This window comes from Cyanothece sp. BG0011, assembly GCF_003013815.1.
Lineage (GTDB): Bacteria > Cyanobacteriota > Cyanobacteriia > Cyanobacteriales > Microcystaceae > Crocosphaera.
The window spans coordinates 1-17,871 of sequence record NZ_PRLH01000161.1 but is presented as its reverse complement, the minus strand read 5'-3'; the positions used below and the strand labels follow the sequence as shown (position 1 = coordinate 17,871).

Annotated in this window: 19 protein-coding genes, 1 other RNA gene and 1 pseudogene; 14 read left to right on the top strand and 7 right to left on the bottom strand. The window is 38.9% G+C overall.

Annotation, left to right across the window (positions count from 1 at the left end):
- The 3 genes and pseudogenes from C4E06_RS29715 to ssrS all read right to left on the bottom strand — a co-directional run.
- A pseudogene (locus tag C4E06_RS29715) lies at nucleotides 1-614 on the bottom strand (M16 family metallopeptidase); the annotation flags it as partial.
- 25 nt (nucleotides 615-639) lie between these two features.
- Nucleotides 640-1,914, bottom strand: coding sequence for a pitrilysin family protein (locus C4E06_RS20990; protein WP_107670377.1), 1,275 nt, complete (start codon nucleotides 1,912-1,914; stop codon nucleotides 640-642).
- A 103-nt stretch (nucleotides 1,915-2,017) separates the two neighbouring features.
- Nucleotides 2,018-2,201, bottom strand: a non-coding RNA gene (gene ssrS, locus C4E06_RS20985) — 6S RNA.
- Between the two features lie 396 nt (nucleotides 2,202-2,597).
- Between ssrS and bioB the strand changes: the two genes are divergently transcribed.
- From bioB to C4E06_RS20960, 5 genes are read left to right on the top strand one after another with little or no spacing between them, the layout of a single operon-like run.
- Complete coding sequence (gene bioB, locus C4E06_RS20980; RefSeq protein ID WP_107670376.1) at nucleotides 2,598-3,701, top strand: biotin synthase BioB; 1,104 nt, start codon at nucleotides 2,598-2,600, stop codon at nucleotides 3,699-3,701.
- Entirely contained in the window at nucleotides 3,664-4,308 is a 645-nt protein-coding gene (locus tag C4E06_RS20975; protein WP_107670375.1) for a biotin transporter BioY, read from the top strand. Before bioB ends, C4E06_RS20975 begins: the two co-directional genes overlap by 38 nt.
- Before the next feature lie 8 nt (nucleotides 4,309-4,316).
- Complete coding sequence (gene lspA, locus C4E06_RS20970; protein WP_107670374.1) at nucleotides 4,317-4,787, top strand: signal peptidase II; 471 nt, start codon at nucleotides 4,317-4,319, stop codon at nucleotides 4,785-4,787.
- Between the two features lie 12 nt (nucleotides 4,788-4,799).
- The gene (locus tag C4E06_RS20965; protein ID WP_107670373.1) at nucleotides 4,800-5,153 is read left to right on the top strand and encodes a nucleotidyltransferase family protein; all 354 of its coding nucleotides are present in this window, start codon (nucleotides 4,800-4,802) and stop codon (nucleotides 5,151-5,153) included.
- Nucleotides 5,135-5,605 (top strand): hypothetical protein, encoded by a 471-nt coding sequence (locus C4E06_RS20960; protein WP_107670372.1) that lies wholly within the window; start codon nucleotides 5,135-5,137, stop codon nucleotides 5,603-5,605. Before C4E06_RS20965 ends, C4E06_RS20960 begins: the two co-directional genes overlap by 19 nt.
- Nucleotides 5,606-5,649: 44 nt before the next feature.
- Here C4E06_RS20960 and C4E06_RS20955 read toward each other — a convergent pair whose 3' ends face one another.
- Nucleotides 5,650-6,849, bottom strand: a complete 1,200-nt coding sequence (locus C4E06_RS20955; RefSeq protein WP_107670371.1) for a pentapeptide repeat-containing protein — start codon at nucleotides 6,847-6,849, stop codon at nucleotides 5,650-5,652.
- 410 nt (nucleotides 6,850-7,259) lie between these two features.
- Here C4E06_RS20955 and hisIE point away from each other — a divergent pair, with 410 nt between their 5' ends.
- Complete coding sequence (gene hisIE / locus C4E06_RS20950; protein ID WP_107670370.1) at nucleotides 7,260-7,916, top strand: bifunctional phosphoribosyl-AMP cyclohydrolase/phosphoribosyl-ATP diphosphatase HisIE; 657 nt, start codon at nucleotides 7,260-7,262, stop codon at nucleotides 7,914-7,916.
- A 163-nt stretch (nucleotides 7,917-8,079) separates the two neighbouring features.
- On the opposite strand, the gene C4E06_RS20945 is transcribed toward hisIE, so the two are convergent.
- On the bottom strand, nucleotides 8,080-8,757 hold the full coding sequence (locus C4E06_RS20945) for a hypothetical protein (protein WP_107670369.1): 678 nt from the start codon (nucleotides 8,755-8,757) through the stop codon (nucleotides 8,080-8,082).
- A gap of 225 nt (nucleotides 8,758-8,982) precedes the next feature.
- Here C4E06_RS20945 and C4E06_RS20940 point away from each other — a divergent pair, with 225 nt between their 5' ends.
- The 4 genes from C4E06_RS20940 to C4E06_RS20925 all read left to right on the top strand — a co-directional run bounded on the left by C4E06_RS20940 (nucleotide 8,983) and on the right by C4E06_RS20925 (nucleotide 13,635).
- A complete protein-coding gene (locus C4E06_RS20940; RefSeq protein WP_107670368.1) occupies nucleotides 8,983-9,177 on the top strand; it encodes a hypothetical protein in 195 nt (64 codons plus the stop codon).
- Between the two features lie 415 nt (nucleotides 9,178-9,592).
- On the top strand, nucleotides 9,593-10,369 hold the full coding sequence (locus tag C4E06_RS20935; protein ID WP_107670367.1) for a MinD/ParA family protein: 777 nt from the start codon (nucleotides 9,593-9,595) through the stop codon (nucleotides 10,367-10,369).
- 17 nt (nucleotides 10,370-10,386) lie between these two features.
- A complete protein-coding gene (locus C4E06_RS20930) occupies nucleotides 10,387-10,725 on the top strand; it encodes a hypothetical protein (protein ID WP_107670366.1) in 339 nt (112 codons plus the stop codon).
- Nucleotides 10,726-10,755: 30 nt separating this feature from the next.
- On the top strand, nucleotides 10,756-13,635 hold the full coding sequence (locus C4E06_RS20925; protein ID WP_107670365.1) for a 4Fe-4S binding protein: 2,880 nt from the start codon (nucleotides 10,756-10,758) through the stop codon (nucleotides 13,633-13,635).
- Nucleotides 13,636-13,924: 289 nt separating this feature from the next.
- Here the strand turns inward: C4E06_RS20925 and C4E06_RS20915 are convergent, their stop codons facing one another.
- Together C4E06_RS20915 and C4E06_RS20910 are read right to left on the bottom strand one after the other, a co-directional pair.
- Nucleotides 13,925-14,122 carry a hypothetical protein gene (locus C4E06_RS20915; RefSeq protein WP_107670363.1) on the bottom strand — a complete coding sequence of 66 codons (198 nt, stop codon included), beginning with the start codon at nucleotides 14,120-14,122 and terminating at the stop codon, nucleotides 13,925-13,927.
- Nucleotides 14,123-14,137: 15 nt separating this feature from the next.
- Entirely contained in the window at nucleotides 14,138-14,818 is a 681-nt protein-coding gene (locus tag C4E06_RS20910) for a hypothetical protein (RefSeq protein WP_107670362.1), read from the bottom strand.
- Nucleotides 14,819-14,939: 121 nt separating this feature from the next.
- Between C4E06_RS20910 and C4E06_RS20905 the strand changes: the two genes are divergently transcribed.
- The 4 genes from C4E06_RS20905 to C4E06_RS20890 form a co-directional block, all read left to right on the top strand.
- Nucleotides 14,940-15,713, top strand: a complete 774-nt coding sequence (locus C4E06_RS20905; protein ID WP_107670361.1) for an SDR family oxidoreductase — start codon at nucleotides 14,940-14,942, stop codon at nucleotides 15,711-15,713.
- Nucleotides 15,714-15,752: 39 nt separating this feature from the next.
- A complete protein-coding gene (locus C4E06_RS20900; protein WP_107670360.1) occupies nucleotides 15,753-15,950 on the top strand; it encodes a PEP-CTERM sorting domain-containing protein in 198 nt (65 codons plus the stop codon).
- 509 nt (nucleotides 15,951-16,459) lie between these two features.
- A complete protein-coding gene (locus C4E06_RS20895) occupies nucleotides 16,460-17,617 on the top strand; it encodes a Re/Si-specific NAD(P)(+) transhydrogenase subunit alpha (RefSeq protein ID WP_107670359.1) in 1,158 nt (385 codons plus the stop codon).
- Between the two features lie 14 nt (nucleotides 17,618-17,631).
- Nucleotides 17,632-17,871: NAD(P) transhydrogenase subunit alpha (locus tag C4E06_RS20890; RefSeq protein ID WP_107670358.1), on the top strand; the 240-nt coding region annotated here is incomplete at its 3' end.

The following is a 17,871-nucleotide window of genomic DNA, read 5'->3' as shown; positions in this document are numbered from 1 at the left end:
GGTAATATTGCCTGATAAACTAATAATTAAATTATCAGGACGAAAATGTTCATAATGACACCGTTTAAGTCTTCTCGACTCACTTGACAAACGGTTTCTTCTGTGCCTAGAATTGAGCGTCCATAAGGATGTTCACCATACATTGTTTCTCGTAATTGATTAAAAGCAATGTTAAACGGGTTGTTCTTGTTGGGAACGAATACTTTGACAAATTAACTGTTTTTCTAGGGCAATTTGTTCTTCTGGAAAAGTAGGCGATCGCAAAATTTCTGCTAATAAGTTTAAAATCGATTCAAAGTCCGCTGAAACAGTTTTCAGACTCATCATAAAGTAATCCGATGCGGTATCCCCTCCTAAGCTGGCCCCCATCGATTCAATGGCCTCTGCAATATCAGAGAGGACATGGTTTGGGTTCCTTTGGTAATAACACTCGCTAATAAATGAAAAATCCCTGCTTTTTCTGGGTTTTCCCATAACGTCCCTGTTTGTTTCCAAAAAAATCGCCCCGATACCAAGTCGGCGGTGGGATTTTCTCGAACAATTAAGGTGATACCATTATCTAATTGCAAACGATGGAGAAAGTTGGCGGTAGAAACGAGAGAAGAGGTTTTCATTATTGATAGAATTATGTATCAGTAATCAGCAGGGTTTCATGACGGTGATAGCATACTGTTGTGTCGATAAATATTGACAAGCAATCTGTTGCAATTTTTCCACCGTATATTGTTGAATTAAGATAGGATAGGTAAAGGCAAGTTTGGCATCGGCTAAGGTTTGATAATAACCATATAATCCTGCTAATTGACTGGGGGTTTCCGTAGAAAAAATATAATCATGACACAGTAATCGTTTGGCTTTGTTTAATTCTGTTTCTGTAATTGGTTCTTTTTGTAATTGTTTTAAGCGATCGCAGATAATGGCCTCAACTTCTTCTAAATCTTGGGGATCTAACCATGCTCCAATGGTAAACAAACTAGAATCTTGTTGCAAGGAAAAAGAACTTTCAATATCCATCACCTGTTGTTTCTCTTCTCGTAATTCTTGAACGAGACGAGAGGTTCTGGCCCCGGCTAAAATTACAGAGAGTAAATCGAGTCCGATTCCTTCTTCAAGTTGGTCAATTCCTGGTCCTATCCATCCCATCAGTAAGCGTCCATGGGCTAATCTGGGAAAATAAATATCATTTCGTCTAATTTCTTTTAAAGGGGGTTCTGGCTTAATTTCGTGGGGGGGACATTCTGAGGGGATAGTAAAATCAGAAAAGGTCTTTTCTACCAATGAGAGGGCTGCTTTTTCTTCAATATTCCCCACCACCACCACTGTCATGTTATTGGGTTGATAATGAGTCCGATGAAAACATCGTAACTGATGGGCTGAATAGTTTCTTAATTGGGTTTCGTGACCGAGAATCGAATGACCGTAGGGATGGTGTTGATATAATGTTTCACAGAGGCTTTGAAAGCATACCCAGTCAGGGTCATCGTAGGATAGTCTGATCTCTTCTAAGATAACATCCCTTTCAAGCCCAAATTCTTCGTCAGGAATGGCTGCTTGTAGTAAAATTTCTCCTAGATAAGGTAAGGTCTGGGTTAGGCCCTCCCTCGCTATGGTTAGGAAAAAATGGGCATAGTCGTAACTGGTGAAGGCGTTGGTTATGCCTCCATGATGTTCTATAACCTGATCAAAATCTCCTGGAAGAATACTTTGACTTCCTTTGAAGATCATATGTTCTAAAAAATGGGCAGTTCCTTTCCAGTGATGAGGTTCCACTCTCGCCCCTGCTTTGACCCACACATCAACGACAGTCACAGGTGTAACAGTAAGGTTTTGATGGACAACCGTTATCCCCTGGTCGAGTTGGGTTACACTCACTGGAAGACCCAAAGTTTTGTAACGATTTGTCTGTTGTCTCAATGCCTAATATTGTTAGGGTTTCTTTAATTTTAGGTTAAGTTTCAGATTTTGTCTTGCTTAACCCTGGTAATATCTAGAAATCTTGACATTATCTTAAAAAATCTGAAAGACCACCGTGCCGTTTTACCTCAGTTTATGACCTGGAAAAACCAGGTGGGTATCGACCGCTTATCGCTTCTGTTTCCGAGTACAAGCTCGGTTTACTGCCACGATAGCTGGTTAACGCCCTTAAACTCAAAGCATAGATCAAAAAACTTTATTGGCAGTCACCAACACGGCAGCCTTTCTCTATCTACCTTATCATAAACTCCAAAAATTTTCAGTAGATCGAAAACTTACTTGTTTGGGCTGCAAGGGAGCAGGGAGTGGGGAGAAGGGGAGATTATTTTAAAGTATTTTAGAGTAAATAAAAGTTCAAAAGGTTATAAATCTCTAAGAATCTCAATCATATTCCCTAATTTTTTATTTTTATTCTATTTTCTTTCTCCTCCGCTTCGGTCTCCGGAGCTCCCCCGCAATCCTAACTAGGATCTTTGTGATCTACTTATTTTGGGAGGGGCAACAGGCATTAACGAAGTCAGAAGTCAGAAGGTAACTTTAAAGATTTCTTGCTGTTCAGTATAGGGAAAAACCCTCAAATGATACAATGCACATGACTTTAAACAGCATCAGGTAAGACTATCGTGGTTCAATTATCCGCCTCACCCCTTCAAACTCCCCCACCCACAGACACCACTGCCTTAAAAGACTGGTTAGAGGCCCTGTCCCAACGTATTATAAACGGCGATCGCCTCAATAAAACCGAAGCCTTAACCCTCACCCAAATAGAAGGCCAGGACAATATCTTATTACTGTGTGAAGCAGCCGATCGCATTCGTCAATCCTGTTGTGGTAATGTAGTGGATCTCTGTAGCATTATCAACGTCAAATCTGGCAACTGTTCAGAAAATTGTCAATTTTGTTCCCAGTCGGTCCACCACCAAGGGGAAAATAGTCCTATCTACGGCTTAAAATCTTCTGAAGAAATTCTCGCACAGGCAAAAGCAGCAGAGGCGGCCGGGGCCAAACGTTTCTGTTTAGTTAGTCAAGGCCGCGGGCCGAAATATAATAGCCCCCAATCAGGAGAATTTGAGAAAATACTAGAAACAGTAAGACAGATTACCACCGAAACCAATATTAAGCCCTGTTGCGCCCTCGGAGAAGTTACCCTCGAACAAGCAGAAGCATTGAAACAAGCAGGGGTCACTCGTTATAACCATAATTTAGAAGCTTCTGAAAACTATTATCAATCCATTGTTTCTACCCATTCCTGGGGCGATCGCGTTGAAACCGTTAAAAACCTCAAAAAAGCAGGAATCCAAGCCTGTACGGGGGGAATAATGGGCATGGGAGAGACATGGGAGGATAGGGTTGACCTCGCTATCTCCCTCCGAGAATTAGAAGTCGACTCCGTTCCCATCAACCTCCTCAACCCCAGAGAGGGAACCCCCTTAGGCCATTTACCGAAACTGGATGTGTTTGAAGCCCTAAAAGCGATCGCACTTTTCCGTTTTCTTCTCCCTGAACAAATTCTACGGTACGCTGGCGGACGAGAGGCCGTCATGGGAGAATTACAAAGTTTAGGGTTAAAATCAGGAATTAATGCTATGCTGATCGGACATTATCTAACCACCCTGGGACAACCCCCAGAAAATGATCACGCCATGCTAGAATCTTTAGGACTGCAAGGGGGTGAAGCTCCAATTCCTGGTGAATATAAAACGCAAACCCAAAAAAAAGCTCACTAATACAACAAAATCCTCATCAACGGTGTCTTTTGCCAATGAACTGCTTTGGGCGATAATCGGCTTATTACTAACTATATTCAGCACCTTTGTTGAAGCTTTCGTTACGAATATGCCCTGGACTTGGTATGAACAAGGGGTCAATAGTTTACCACTTGGGGTCACGTTTCAAGTGGGGGCTGTCCTCTTAACCGGCTGTATGGGCGGAAAAAATGCAGGTTTCTTGGCTCAAGTGGCTTATATCTTCTTGGGTTTATTTTGGTATCCTGTGTTTGCTCAAGGGGGTGGTCTACAATACTGGCAACAACCTAGTTTTGGTTATATTTTAGGGTTTATGCCTGGGGCCTGGTTATGTGGTTGGTTGGCGTTTCACAGAAGAACGAAGTTAGAAGTATTAGGAATGAGTGCTGCTGCTGGTTTATTAATGATTCATGTTTGTGGTTTAATTTATTTACTCGGACTCTTCTTTCTTAGTCCTTCTAGTCTTCCCTCAGATAATCTTTTTGATCTGATTATTAATTATTCCGTTGAGCCTATTTCTGGTCAATTAGTGGTGGTTTGTGTTGTGGCTGTTATTGCCTTTATTTTGCGTCATATTCTCTTTTATTAATTAGATTCGTGAAAAAAAATCGTTGGTTTTGGATAGTCGGGATAGTCGGTTTTATTTTAGATCAAGTTACTAAATATTGGGTGGTTCAAACCTTTCCTGATATTGGTGATACCATACCGTTGTGGCCAGGGGTTTTTCACTTTACTTATGTGATTAATACAGGGGCGGCTTTTAGTTTTTTTGAAGGGGGCGCTAAATGGTTACGGTGGCTTTCTTTGGGGGTAAGTTTAGGGTTAATGGCCTTAGCTTGGTGGGGAGAAAAAATGAAAGTAACTGAACAATTAGGGTATGGATTTATTTTATCCGGCGCATTGGGTAATGGATTAGATCGTTTTTTATTTGGCTATGTGGTGGATTTTTTAGATTTTCGTTTAATTAATTTTCCTGTGTTTAATTTAGCGGATGTTTTTATTAATATTGGTATTGTATTTTTATTGATTGCTAGTTTTGGCTCTCAATCCTCTAGCAAAGTGTCTTAAAGAAAGAAAAAAATGAGCTTTTTTTCATCAAAAAAACTAGATAAAATAATTAGCGATCGCCGTTTAAAACAAGAAAAAGAACGACAGTTTATCCTTAAGAAAACACAAGAATGGTTAGATCGATATGGGTCAGATTATGGCATAGAAAAAGCTTATATTTTTGGTTCTGTTACCTATCCTAACAAGTTTCATCAAAACTCAGATGTTGATTTAGCCGTGGAAACAATCAATCCTGAAAAGCATTTTTTAGCCATTAGTTTACTATCCACTTATTTAGAAAGAGAAGTTGATATAATTAAACTCAATCAATGTCATTTTGCTCATCGGATTCGCGAAAAAGGTATCTTATGGATGAAAACACCTTAATTATTTTTAAAACTGATATTAATGCACAAATGCAACTTATCAAAAAAATTCATCAAACCTTACAGAATAGAAGCCAAGGGTTAACAGCTAATGATATAATTCGTTTAGAAAGTGTCGCTTATCACATTCATAATTTATATAATGCAGTAGAAGATTTACTTAAAATTGTGGCGACTTATTTTGAAAATAATATTACAGAAACAGCAAAATTTCAGATTGCATTACTCACCAGAATGACTCAAACGATTCCTGATATTCGTCCCTCATTAATCTCTCAAGATACTTTTCTCATATTAAATAGTTTAAGAGGATTTAGACACTTTTTTCGTCATGCTTATGGAACGCCGATTGAATATGAACAGTTAAAAAACAACCTAGATAAATCTATCAATCTCTTACAAATTCTAGAACAAGATGTTGATACTTTTTTAGAAAAAATTACTCAACCCTAATTATTTTAGGGTGGGCATTGCCCACCTTACCGTAATACTTAATACTAATAATTAACCGCAGTACACCCAACTTGAGATACATCAGAATCAGGCATAATCGCACCACAGAGGTTAGCATTCGTTAAATTAGAATCGCTTAAGTTAGCATTCTCAAGATTAGCTGAAGTTAAATTAGCCCCACTCATATTAATATCTTTTAATTGAGCAGAAGTGAGCATCGCATCACTCATATTTGCACCCACTAAATAAGAAGAATTGAAAACTGCATCGACTAAATTAGCATCACTAAAATTAGCATTTTCCATGTTAATCTCGGTTAGATTAGCATGAGCTAAATTAGCATGACTGAAATCAGCATTCACTAAATAAGAAAGATGAAAATCGGTATCGGGTAACGTCGCATTACTGAAATTAGCATTTTCCATATTAATGTCACTGAGTCTTGCGCCGGTTAAGTTAGCATACCTGAAATCTGAGTTAACTAAATAAGCATGGTGCAAGTTGGCATTTTCTAAGTTCGCATTTTTAAGATTAGCCTCATGAAGATTAATATCTTGCAAGTTGGCACCGGTTAAGGTTGCCCCTTGAAGATTGGCGTAACTCACATCCGCATTATAAGAAGCAGCTTCAGGAATAACAATAGCGCCAACGCCCCCTAATACTGCCCCAGGAATGGCGAAGGGAACAGCTAATAACGCCATATCAAAAGCGGTTTTTGCTGTACTATTTCTCGGATAATCTGTCGTAAAATCAGTATAAGAAAGATTGGCTCCTTCTAGATTAGCCTCTTTGAGTTTAATGCCTCGTAAATAAGCCCCCGTTAAATCAGCATTACGCAGATTAGAACCGGTGAGAATCGCCCTTTCTGCATCATGAAGGGTAAAGTCTGCCCCCCGAAGGTTTGCCCCTTCTAAGTCAGCATTTTCCATCAAAACCCCTCTCATTTGGGCTTCTTGAAGGTTAGCATTACGAAAGGTAACCCCATCCATGTCTGCGTTGACTAGATTAGCCCCTTTTAAGTTGGCGTTGCTTAAGTTAGTATTATGCAGTTTACTATTAATGAGATTAGCATCTTCAAGATTTGCACCCCTTAAATCTAAGTTACGTAAATCAGCATCTTGTAAATCACAGCTAACACATTCCCCTGTTTCCATTAATTGTTGCAAATCTGCTGCATTTTCAGCCCTAACCATAGGCGTTAAAGCTAATGATGTTAATACAAGAATTCCTGTAAGGGTTTTCATAATATTCCTCGTTTCTTCTAGTGGTTTTCTGAATGAGTTGTGTTTTGAATTTGATTAAATAATTGTCTACTTCAATTGAGAATTACATTCTCTTACTTGCTCAATAAACTTTAGATGAAGTTATCGACAAAAAATGCAAAACTTATACTTTGATAAATGTTAAAAACTTGATCTTTCAGATGAATAACGCTATCTTGAAAGAATAACAACTCCTCAACTAGCCCTATCCTCACATCCACTTGAATTTCCGGGCTTTCTATTTCAATTATGTCCTGCTATTGGTTAGAAATTGTAGACAATCTTAAGAAAGTTTACATTTCTAAAGATAACTTAAAATAAAAAGAAGATCACCTAACCAGAGGATGATTTAATAGTAGGATCAAAGAAGAATCGTTTTGGGGCGTTTATCAATGTCTTCTGTTTTTTCCGATCATCCCTTGAGTAAGGCTATTCCGTTAGATAAAATCCGCTACAATGAGCAAGGATTAGTACCTGCGATCGCTCAAGATTATCTAGACGGGACTGTATTGATGTTGGCGTGGATGAGTGAAGAATCATTACAAAAAACTCTCTTAACGGGAGAAACGTGGTATTGGAGCCGTTCTCGACAAGAATTATGGCACAAAGGCGCAACCTCCGGTCATATTCAGAAAGTTAAAGCCATTCGTTATGACTGTGATAGTGATGCACTGTTAATTAGTATCGAACAAGTGGGAGACATTGCTTGTCATACAGGGGAAAGAAGTTGTTTTCATCAACTAGAAGACCATGAAACCGTTGCCCCTCCGGCCGATACCTTATCAGAAGTGTATGAAGTGATTTGTCAGCGTCGAGATAACCCGGTAGAAGGTTCGTATACTCGAACCTTATTAGAGGGAGGAGATAACAAAATTCTCAAAAAAATAGGAGAAGAAGGGGCCGAAGTGGTCATGGCCTGTAAAGATGACGATTCAGAAGCGATCGCTTCTGAAGTCGCTGATCTTTTCTATCATACCTTAGTCGCCTTATCCTATCATCAGGTAGATATCAGAGAAGTCTATCGGAAGTTACAACAAAGAAGACGTTAAAAAAGCGGTCAGTATTCAGCATTCAGTGTTATATGAAAATAGCTGAAGTGCCACCCTAGCACCGTGGGAGGGAGCTAGGATGGGCGCACCTAGGCTGATGGCTGATGGCTGAACAGTTAAAAACTAGCTAATTTAATCGAAGATGCAAAATATGAGTTTAAAATTATTTTTTCTTCCCTCCGGAAACTTGTTTGCCTGGAGTAGTGCTTTTACGCTGAGCAGAATGATTATAAAGTTGTTGACGACCATTGCGAACCACCCCTAACATTTCGCCTAACTCTTGTTCTAAGCGAGTTAGCACTGCGTCTGCATATTCATCGGCTCCCTCTTGAATTTGTTGGGCTTCGGTTACACTCTTTTGATATAACTGCTGCATTTCACTATTGGCCAGTTGTCGTTGTTGCTCAATTTCGGCCATGGTTTGAGTTTGTATGGCTTCACATTCGGCTTGTACCTGTTGGCGAATCTGTTCAGCTTCGTGTTGCGCTTGTTGAATAATTCCTGATTCATCGAGAATTTCTGCGGCTTCTTGTTGGGCTTGCTGAATAATACGCTGTGCGTAAGCTTCGGCGTTAGCGAGTATCTCTTGTTCTTGTTCTAGGACTCGTAATGCTTTTCTTATGGCCTCAGGAATCTTAGTACCAATGAACTCCAATTGTTCTAATACTTTATCTTCATCGATAATCGTCCATCTGGACACAGGAATATGAAAACTCTCATAAATAATTTCCTGGAGACGAGCTAACTCTTGCTGAATGTCAAAATCAACCTCTCGATGAGGATTCGTGCCGTTACTTTGACGATTTAGAGAAGCATTAGAAGAAGAGGTGCGACGTGCCATAAGTAAATATAAATAATATATTTTAATACTAAAAATCTATCAACATCTGTCGGTAAAGTCGAGGGTTGAAGTCACCAAGATTAACACCGATAATCAATGGGTGGCCAGAGTGAACTTGAGATCCCTGATGCTAATGGTCAGCAGAGAGCGATAAGATAGATGTACCATTTCTTTTGTCAAAGTTTAACACTCGAAAAATTGTAGAGGTAACAACAGTATAAGATCATGAATCATCAAAATGAATATTCCCATTTAACAACCTTAGGTCTCAGTTTAGCAACTCTGCCTTTTTTAGCTGGGTTAGTGATGATGAAAACCATTAACCAAGACTTATTGGCCTGGGGAGAAGAAAGTGAAGAAATTTTTCGAGGCGATCGCTTACCCTTGCTGAATTTTCCTCATAATTCAGATTGTGGATGAGTTAGGATTTTTAGCCTTACATTTTTAATTGATCAATGAGTACGTTTATTCTTATTGATCAAATTTTATTATGTTAATTTTTGATCGGGGATTCAGCAAAGTGAGATATGATGATTTTTACAGCATTTTTGGGAAAGCTAATATTGTCAGACGGAATCACTAGAGGAGTGTGACATCAGACACAATGACAGAAAAACTCTAGGCAAAAGCGATCGCTAATTCTCAGTCGGTATTAACTGAGGAAATAACGATTTAGGGTCGACAATTCGATCCCATCTCACAAGAGATGTTTGAGGGTTTTTTAAATCAGCTTTGATGGTGTTCTGTCATGCAGTTATCCCATAAGACTTAATATGGCTTAACCGATTGTTGTTTGCATCCTATTACTTGTTGAATCTCATTAAAACACCCTATTATGACCCAAATTGTTTCTATCCATTCCTATCGTGGTGGAACAGGAAAATCAAACATGACGGCTAATCTAGCCACCACCATGGCCTTGTTAGGTAAGCGTGTGGGTATTGTTGACACTGATATTCAATCTCCAGGTATTCACATTCTTTTTCGCCTGGATGAAACAAAAATTAACAAAACCCTCAATGACTATCTTTGGGACGATGATTGTTCGGCCGAACAAATCGCCTATGATGTCAGTTATGTGTTAAACGATCCCAATGCTGCAGCGAGTAATCCCAATGGTAAAATCTTTCTCATTCCTTCGAGTATGAAAAGTGAAGATATTGCCACCATTCTCAGCGAAGGATACGACGTAGAATTGCTACAGCAAGGATTTTATGAAGTTGCAGACACCTTTGAGTTAGATTATCTGTTTGTAGATACTCACCCAGGGTTAAACGAAGAAACCTTACTTTCGATTGGTTTATCGAGTGCGCTGGTGATTATTTTACGACCTGACCAACAAGATTATCTCGGAACGGCGGTGATTGTCGAAGTGGCCAGGGAATTAGAAGTTCCTAAAATGCTCTTAGTGGTCAATAAAGCCTTACCAGACATCGATTTTGGCATTTTAAAAGATAAAGTGCATGAAACCTATCAACTCCCTGTGGCGGGCATTTTACCCTTATCTACAGAGATGTTGCGCTTAGGGAGTCAAGGACTTTTTTGCTTACAACACCCCGACCATCCATTAACAAAGGAAGTACAACGGATTGTTTCTCATATTCAAGGTTAATTCTAGAGGAAATTATTATGACACAATTCTCAAAAGACGAGTCATCTCGTTCCTCTGGTTTATCCTTTCGTGAGTTGCAAAAATTGCCTAAACCGCAACATCATTTAGTTAATTGGATTCGTCGGCAAAATAAAGCCAGTTTACTCGATATCGCTATTCATCTGTGTCAAGACGAAGAAACGGCTTTTCAAGCGTTACAACCTTTGTTAGAAAAAGGATTTGTCGAGGAAACCATAGAAGGAGAGGAACGGTATTACCACGTGACTTATCCACCCAAAAAAGGGAAATCACTGTTTAAAAAATTGGCCGATAAAAAGAAAGCGAAACAAGAGTCTTCTGAAGACTTAACTAATTGATAATTCATTATTTCACCGATTATAAATACCATGTTAGCTAATGTTCCCGAAAAAGTAATGCACCGGGTCAGATGGGTTTTAGCCTGTAGTTGGCTAGTTCTTATTTTTTCCCTCTTTTATGACCCTATTTCTCCTTGGTTGACCTCTCCTGATACCAGTTGGAGTCCGTTTAAGTTAGATATGGATAGTTGTATTCGAGTTCAAGGGGTTTGTTTGCAAGAACAACCCTATGGTTTAGGTTCTTCTTTATTTTGGGGTTTAATTGTTCCGAGTGGTGTCTTTATTTTGTTAATTTTCGGTCATGAATTTTGGCGAAGAATTTGTCCGTTAGGGTTTATGTCCCAACTATTTCGGGCGTTAGGAAAACAGCGACAAAAAAAACGAGTTGATAAAAAAACAGGAAAAACTCATTATGAATTAGTCAAAATAAAAAGTGATTCTTGGTTAGGTAAACATTATTTGAAGTTGCAATTAGGTTTACTCTATATTGGGGTGTGTGGTCGTCTTTTATTTTATGATTCTAGCCGTATCATTTTAGGGGTTTTTCTTTTATTTACCATTGGTTCTGCTATTTTAGTGGGTTATTTATATGCTGGTAAAACTTGGTGTCAATATTTTTGTCCTATGGCCCCGGTTCAAGAATTTTATGGAGAACCCAGAGGACTTTTAAATAGTGTTGCCCACGAAGGACAAAAAACCTTAATTACTCAGTCGATGTGTCGTCGTCAAAACCCCGACGGAACAGAAAGTAGTGCTTGTGTTGCTTGTAATAGTCCTTGTGTTGATATCGATGCAGAACGGTCTTATTGGGATAGTATTAAAAAGCCAGATTATAAGTTACTTTATTACGGTTATGCTGGTTTAGTGGTGGGATTTTTCTCCTATTACTATCTTTATTCGGGCAGTTGGGCTTATTTGTTATCGGGCCATTGGACTCATGAAGAAAATCAATTAGAATTGTTATTTTCTCCAGGATTTTATATTTTTAATACACCGATTCCCATTCCTCGATTAATTGCAGCTCCTTTAACGGTGGCGGTTTCTATCGCCTTAGCTTACTTTTTAGGAATACAATTAGAAAAAGTTTATAATAGCTATCAGTTAAAGCGTAATCCCTTACTGACTTCCCAACAATTACAGCATCAAATTTTTACCTTAACGACCTTCTGGGTGTTCAACTTTTTCTTTATTTTTGCAGGGCGTTCTTATATCTCTAAATTTCCGATTCAAGTTCAATATTTATTTAACCTACTATTAGTATTAGCCAGTAGCTTATGGTTATATCGAACTTGGTCAAGAAGTTCTGAACGCTATTCTAGAGAAAGTTTAGCCAACCGATTAAGAAAGCAATTAACTCGGTTACAAGTTGATGTTTCTCGCTTCTTAGAAGGTCGTTCTTTAGACTTATTAAGTGCCGATGAAGTTTATGTATTAGCGAAGATTCTGCCTGGGTTTACAGGTGATAAACGTCTAGAAGCCTACAAAGGAATTTTAAGGGATTCATTAGAAGAAGGCTATGTTAACTCGGCTAGTAGTTTAGAAGTCTTGCAACAAATGCGCGGAGAATTAGGCATTAGCGAACAAGAACACTTAACTATTTTAACAGAATTAGGCGTAGAAGATCCAGACTTATTAGACCCGAATCAACAGCGTTCCCGTGAAAATCAATTGCGTTTACAAAGTTTCCGTCAACGTATTCGGGGAATGGTTGGTAGTAAACGAAGAAGAGGGGCAAAAGGGTTAGGACGAGAATTATTAAAGGTGGTTAAAAAAGAAAAAGCGATCGGTGACGTTTTAGATAAAGAAGGAGGAACCGTTGAATCTTTATCACGGGAATATGGCATTACTTTAGAAGAAGAAAACAAAATTCTTGCTAATTTAGATGAAGAATCTCAACTCGAACGTCGCAGTAATCTCCTCTTACAACAATTACAAGATTTATATGATATTGAACTCGCTTTGTTATATCCTCCTGAGACATTAAATATTCCTCATTTACGCAAAGGATTAGATATTTTACGTAATACTGTCGCCCAAAAACAGAAAGTTATTGCTAAGGGTGTTCTGAAAATTTTGGAAGATTGGGACTCAGGAACCGAGGCCACTCGTTTACTCTTAGCTTTAGCTACATTAACGCAAAATGTGTTACCTAGTTTGTTAGAAAATCATGATCAAAAATGGTCTGAACGATTGAATGATATTCAGTTATCCCGTCTACAACAACAGTTAAAATTAGTAGAACCCACCCCTCCTAAAGTGTCTGAAATCTTAATGATAAGTTATTTAGAAATATTGCTATCAGAACCAGATTCTTTAACCAAAACCGTGAGTTTATATCTGTTAAATAAACTAGATAAACAACGGGGCCAACAACAAGCGCGTCAGTTGTTAAATTCTTATTTGATGTTGAATCCTTCTTTGAAAGAAACAGCACAGCAAATTATTGCCAATACAGAGGAACAAAAAGCGAAAGTCATTACTCCTTTAGAAAGATTGTTATATCTATCGAGTTGTGATTTATTGAAAGGATTAAAAGCAGAAAGTTTAATGGAGTTATCTTATCAAGTTCCTATCAAAGAGTATCATCAATCGGAAATCCTGTGGGAACAAGGAGACATTTGTAAAGACTTATTTTTACTGTTAGATGGGGAAGTTGAATGTCAACAAATTCAAGAAGATGATACGGTGATGGTAGAAGAAATTAAATCGGTAAACTTCTTAAATGATTTAGAAATTTTGGGTAATTTAGAAGCGATTACAACGGTGATTGTTACCTCTTCTAACGCTTGTTTTTTAGTCATTGAAGGAGCTATACTTAATGAATTAATTGAACAAGACAAAGGGTTTGCTCGCACTGTTATCGAACAAGAAAGCCGTCGTTTACAACAATTACAACGGTTAGCCAGTTGAAAGTCTAACTTAATCGGTTTTCATACAACCTAAATTGTCATTAATTGTGAATGAGTTAGCATCAAAAGAAAATACTTTTGCCACCCCCTCTAACTCCCCCTTTTGTGAGGGGGAAAACCCTTGCCTATTGCCTATTCCCTACCCCCCCTGCCCCCTACCCCCCCTGCCCCCTACCCCCCCTGCCCCCCTTTTAAAGGGGGGTGTGGGGGGTGTGGGGGGTGTGGGGGGTGTGGGGGGTGTGGGGGATTATCAAAGGTGTAAGATATGAGTAATGATAGATAGTGTTAGATTACTGATTAAGTTTTTCTTGAAAAATTTCAATTTGATTCGTTTTTTCAGTTAAGCCAAAATAATTCATTAGTTTGATAACGCCAATGGAAACAATCACGCCGATAAATAACCCACTTGCTAACAAGAGAAGAAAAATTTTTCTTGCTTGTTTTACGGCTTTTTGTTGTCTCTCGGTTTTGGGTGAATTATAATCCATGATTAAATCGAGTTATTAATTGTTTAATAATTCTAACCCATTTAAAAAGCTTCTGGTACTACGGGTATCTGTGATTGAATTGGGAAAGCGAACTCCTAAAACATAAACACGGTTATTAATAAGATATATCCTTAAAGTAATAATGTAATTTTCGTTTTCAAAGGTCAGTTCTTTGCCGATATTTTCATCTAATAAAACTGCTCTTTCTCTCGTTAATTTAAAATTTTCTTCTGGGGGTATTCTCTCTTGTATTGCTTCTAGTAAGACATCAGCATTTTCAATTTGTTTATCTGTCAACTCTTCTGCATAAGCAGCAATATAATATCGATTTTCTGTATGAGAGGCTAAACTTTGAAAACGAATACCTCCTAAACTTGTTTCTAATAAGACCTCATCTTGAGTTATAATACCAGGGGGCATCCATAAAGAAACTCCACCTTGTTTAAAGACAAAAAATTGCCAACTATTAGACTGATTTCTAAGGGGAATCACCCCACTTGGAGGGTTTTGAAATAATAGTCTATCTTCTGAACTTAAGCGTCCAGTTTCAAAGAAATTTCTAACTTCTCGATTGATAGAAGGAGTTTGCTGAGAAATTTCTATCGATGGTTTAATGGGGAGAGAATAAGCAGAATTGACAACTAATTCTAACGTAAAAATTGAAAAAATTGAAGTGATTTTTAGTAGGGTTTTCATAGCTCCTCACGAAAACAAGATCATCTAATTATCTCATACTTTTATAGATTGTTACCACACAGTTGCCAGAAAGACCCCCTATAGCTTATGGTAAAGATCCATCGTCCATCATTAGGTAATCATGTCAATCAAAAAGGTTCTGGTTACAGGAGCAACCGGAAGAACAGGCTCACTGGTTGTGAAGAAACTTCATCAATTATCTGACCAATTTGAAGTAGTTGGTTTGGCAAGAAATCAAGAAAAAATAAAAGAATTATTCGGCTCTGATGACGGTTTTTTTATTGGGGATATTAATGATAAATCGACGTTAGAATCGGCTTTAGAAGGATGTGATAGTTTAGTAATACTTACCAGTGCTGTTCCTAAAATGAAAGCACCACCAAAAGAAGGAGAACGACCAGAATTTGATTTTGAAGAGGGTGGAACTCCTGAAGAAGTTGATTGGATAGGACAGAAAAATCAGATTGATATTGCAAAGGAATTAAACATTAATCATATTGTTTTAGTGGGGTCTATGGGAGGAACTAATCCTAATCATCCCCTAAATAAAATAGGCAATGGTAATATTTTAATTTGGAAGCGAAAAGCAGAGGAGTATTTAATTAATTCAGGGATTAATTACACTATTATTCGGGCTGGTGGTTTACTCAATGAACTCGGCGGAAAACGAGAATTACTGGTGGGAAAAAATGATACTTTATTAGAAAATCCACCCAATGGTATTCCCACATCAATTCCTAGAGAAGATGTAGCAGAATTAGTGGTACAAGCTTTAATTAAACCTGAAGCTAACAATAAAGCGTTTGATGTCATTAGTAAGCCTGAAGATGATACTTCTGCTGTTATTACTAAGGACTTTTCTGCATTATTTGAGCAAACAACCCCTGGATTATAAATAATATTAGGCTTCAAGGCAAGATTAAATTAATAACTGATGACCCCCACAAAGTGGTCACTGGTTAATTCTGTGCGTGGATTGTATATTAACATTCACACCAGTACCGTATCTGGTGGAGAAGTTAGAGGACAAATTCAGCCGGTACCCGAACGTTTAACCATTCTCGGCGCAGGATCTGCGATCGCTTTTGGAACGGGATTCAAACGTAAGTTAGGTAAAGCTAAAAAAGCATAAAAACTAACGATAAAAACTTAGACTGAATATAAGAATGTCATAGGGGTCAATATCCATTGACCCTTATTTAATCGATATCAATTGATAATAAGTTTCAAGGTTAAACTGTGATTGACTGATCAGTTACCGAGGAAAAAAGTTACATTTTTTTATATTGTCATACTAAAGTTAAAGTAACAAAAGATACAGTTAAAAATTAATTAAGTTTTTAAACAGAAGCAAAAACCTAGATTAAACTGAATAAAAAGCAAAATCAGGCCATCTCGAAACCATAGGGTTAATAACGCTCTGAATAAAGGGTTAGAAGTTTGTCAAAGACTGCTTAATTAGACCGATAACTAAGCCCAACTCAAGGCTTCATTTCCTTAAGTCATTGTACTTAATCATTGTTAATCAATAAATGAAGCAAAAACAAAGAAGAGTTTAAGGTTTCCTCTTAACCCGTTAATAACCCTGAAAATATTAACAACAAACTTTTAACCCATAAACGAAAGCAAGGAAGGTTCAATATGCTAAAAATCGCAGTTCCAAAAGAAAGTGACTTAGGAGAATTGCGAGTTGCCCTCGTTCCCGATATTGTCGCCCGCTTTATAAAGTTAGGGTTTGAAGTGTTAGTACAGTCCGGGGCTGGCCATGGCGCTCATTTCACCGATAGTGAATACGAAGCCGCCGGGGCTACTATTATCAACTCTGCAAAAGAACTATGGGAGTCCGCCGATATTCTCCTCAAAGTCGCGCCACCAGGGGAACAACAGGGAGAAGAGGAAATGAACTGGTTAAAACCAGGGGCAACCTTAATTAGTTTTCTCAACCCCTTGGCCAACCCCGAACAGATTCAAGCCTTGGCCCAACGGAAGATCAACGCCTTTAGTATGGAGATGATCCCTCGGACCAGTCGCGCCCAAAGTATGGATGCACTGTCATCTCAGGCGAATATTGCCGGATATAAGTCTGCCTTGATCGCGGCCGCCTCCTTACCCCGTCTGTTCCCCATGATGACCACCGCAGCCGGCACCATTCCCCCGGCCAAAGTGTTAGTGATCGGTGCAGGAGTCGCCGGGTTACAAGCGATCGCCACTGCTAGACGGTTAGGTGCCGTAGTAGAAGCCTTTGACGTACGGCCGGCGGTTAAAGAAGAGGTTCAAAGTGTGGGGGCGAAATTTATTGAGATCCCCATCGAAGAAGACACCGCCACCACCGGCGGATACGCCAAGGAAGTGGGTCAAAGCACACAAGAGAAGATCCGTCAAGTCCTAACGGAACATATTAAAAAATCCGACGTAGTCATTACCACCGCCCAAGTGCAAGGCAAACGGGCCCCCTTGATCGTTACCGAAGAAATGGTCGGTCAAATGAACCCAGGGGCCGTGATCGTTGACTTAGCCGCCGGACAAGGGGGTAACTGTGCTTGTACCGAAGCAGGGAAAGACGTTTACTACAACGGAGTCACCATTATCGGACCGTTGAACTTGCCGGCTACCTTACCCGTAGATTCGAGTAAAGTGTACGCCAAGAACCTCTTAACCCTAGTGAAATACGTGGTTAAAGACGGTGCCATTGACTTCAACTTTGAAGACGACATCGTAGACGGAACCTGCGTGACTTACGAAGGAGAAGTCCGCAACGAACGGGTTAAAAATGCCTTAGCTACCTTAGTTCAAGCCTAGAAATGGAGTAATTTATGACAACTGGATTATTAATTGGTTTAGTGGTGTTCGTCTTAGCCTCCTTTGTGGGGTTTGAGGTGATCAACAAAGTTCCCCCCACATTGCATACTCCCCTGATGTCTGGAGCTAATGCGATTTCTGGTATTGCCGTAGTGGGTGCTTTGCTCATTGCAGGTCCCAAAGAATGGAATATTACCGTCATTTTAGGATTAGTGGCCGTTGTCTTAGCCACAGTTAACGTGGTTGGTGGCTTC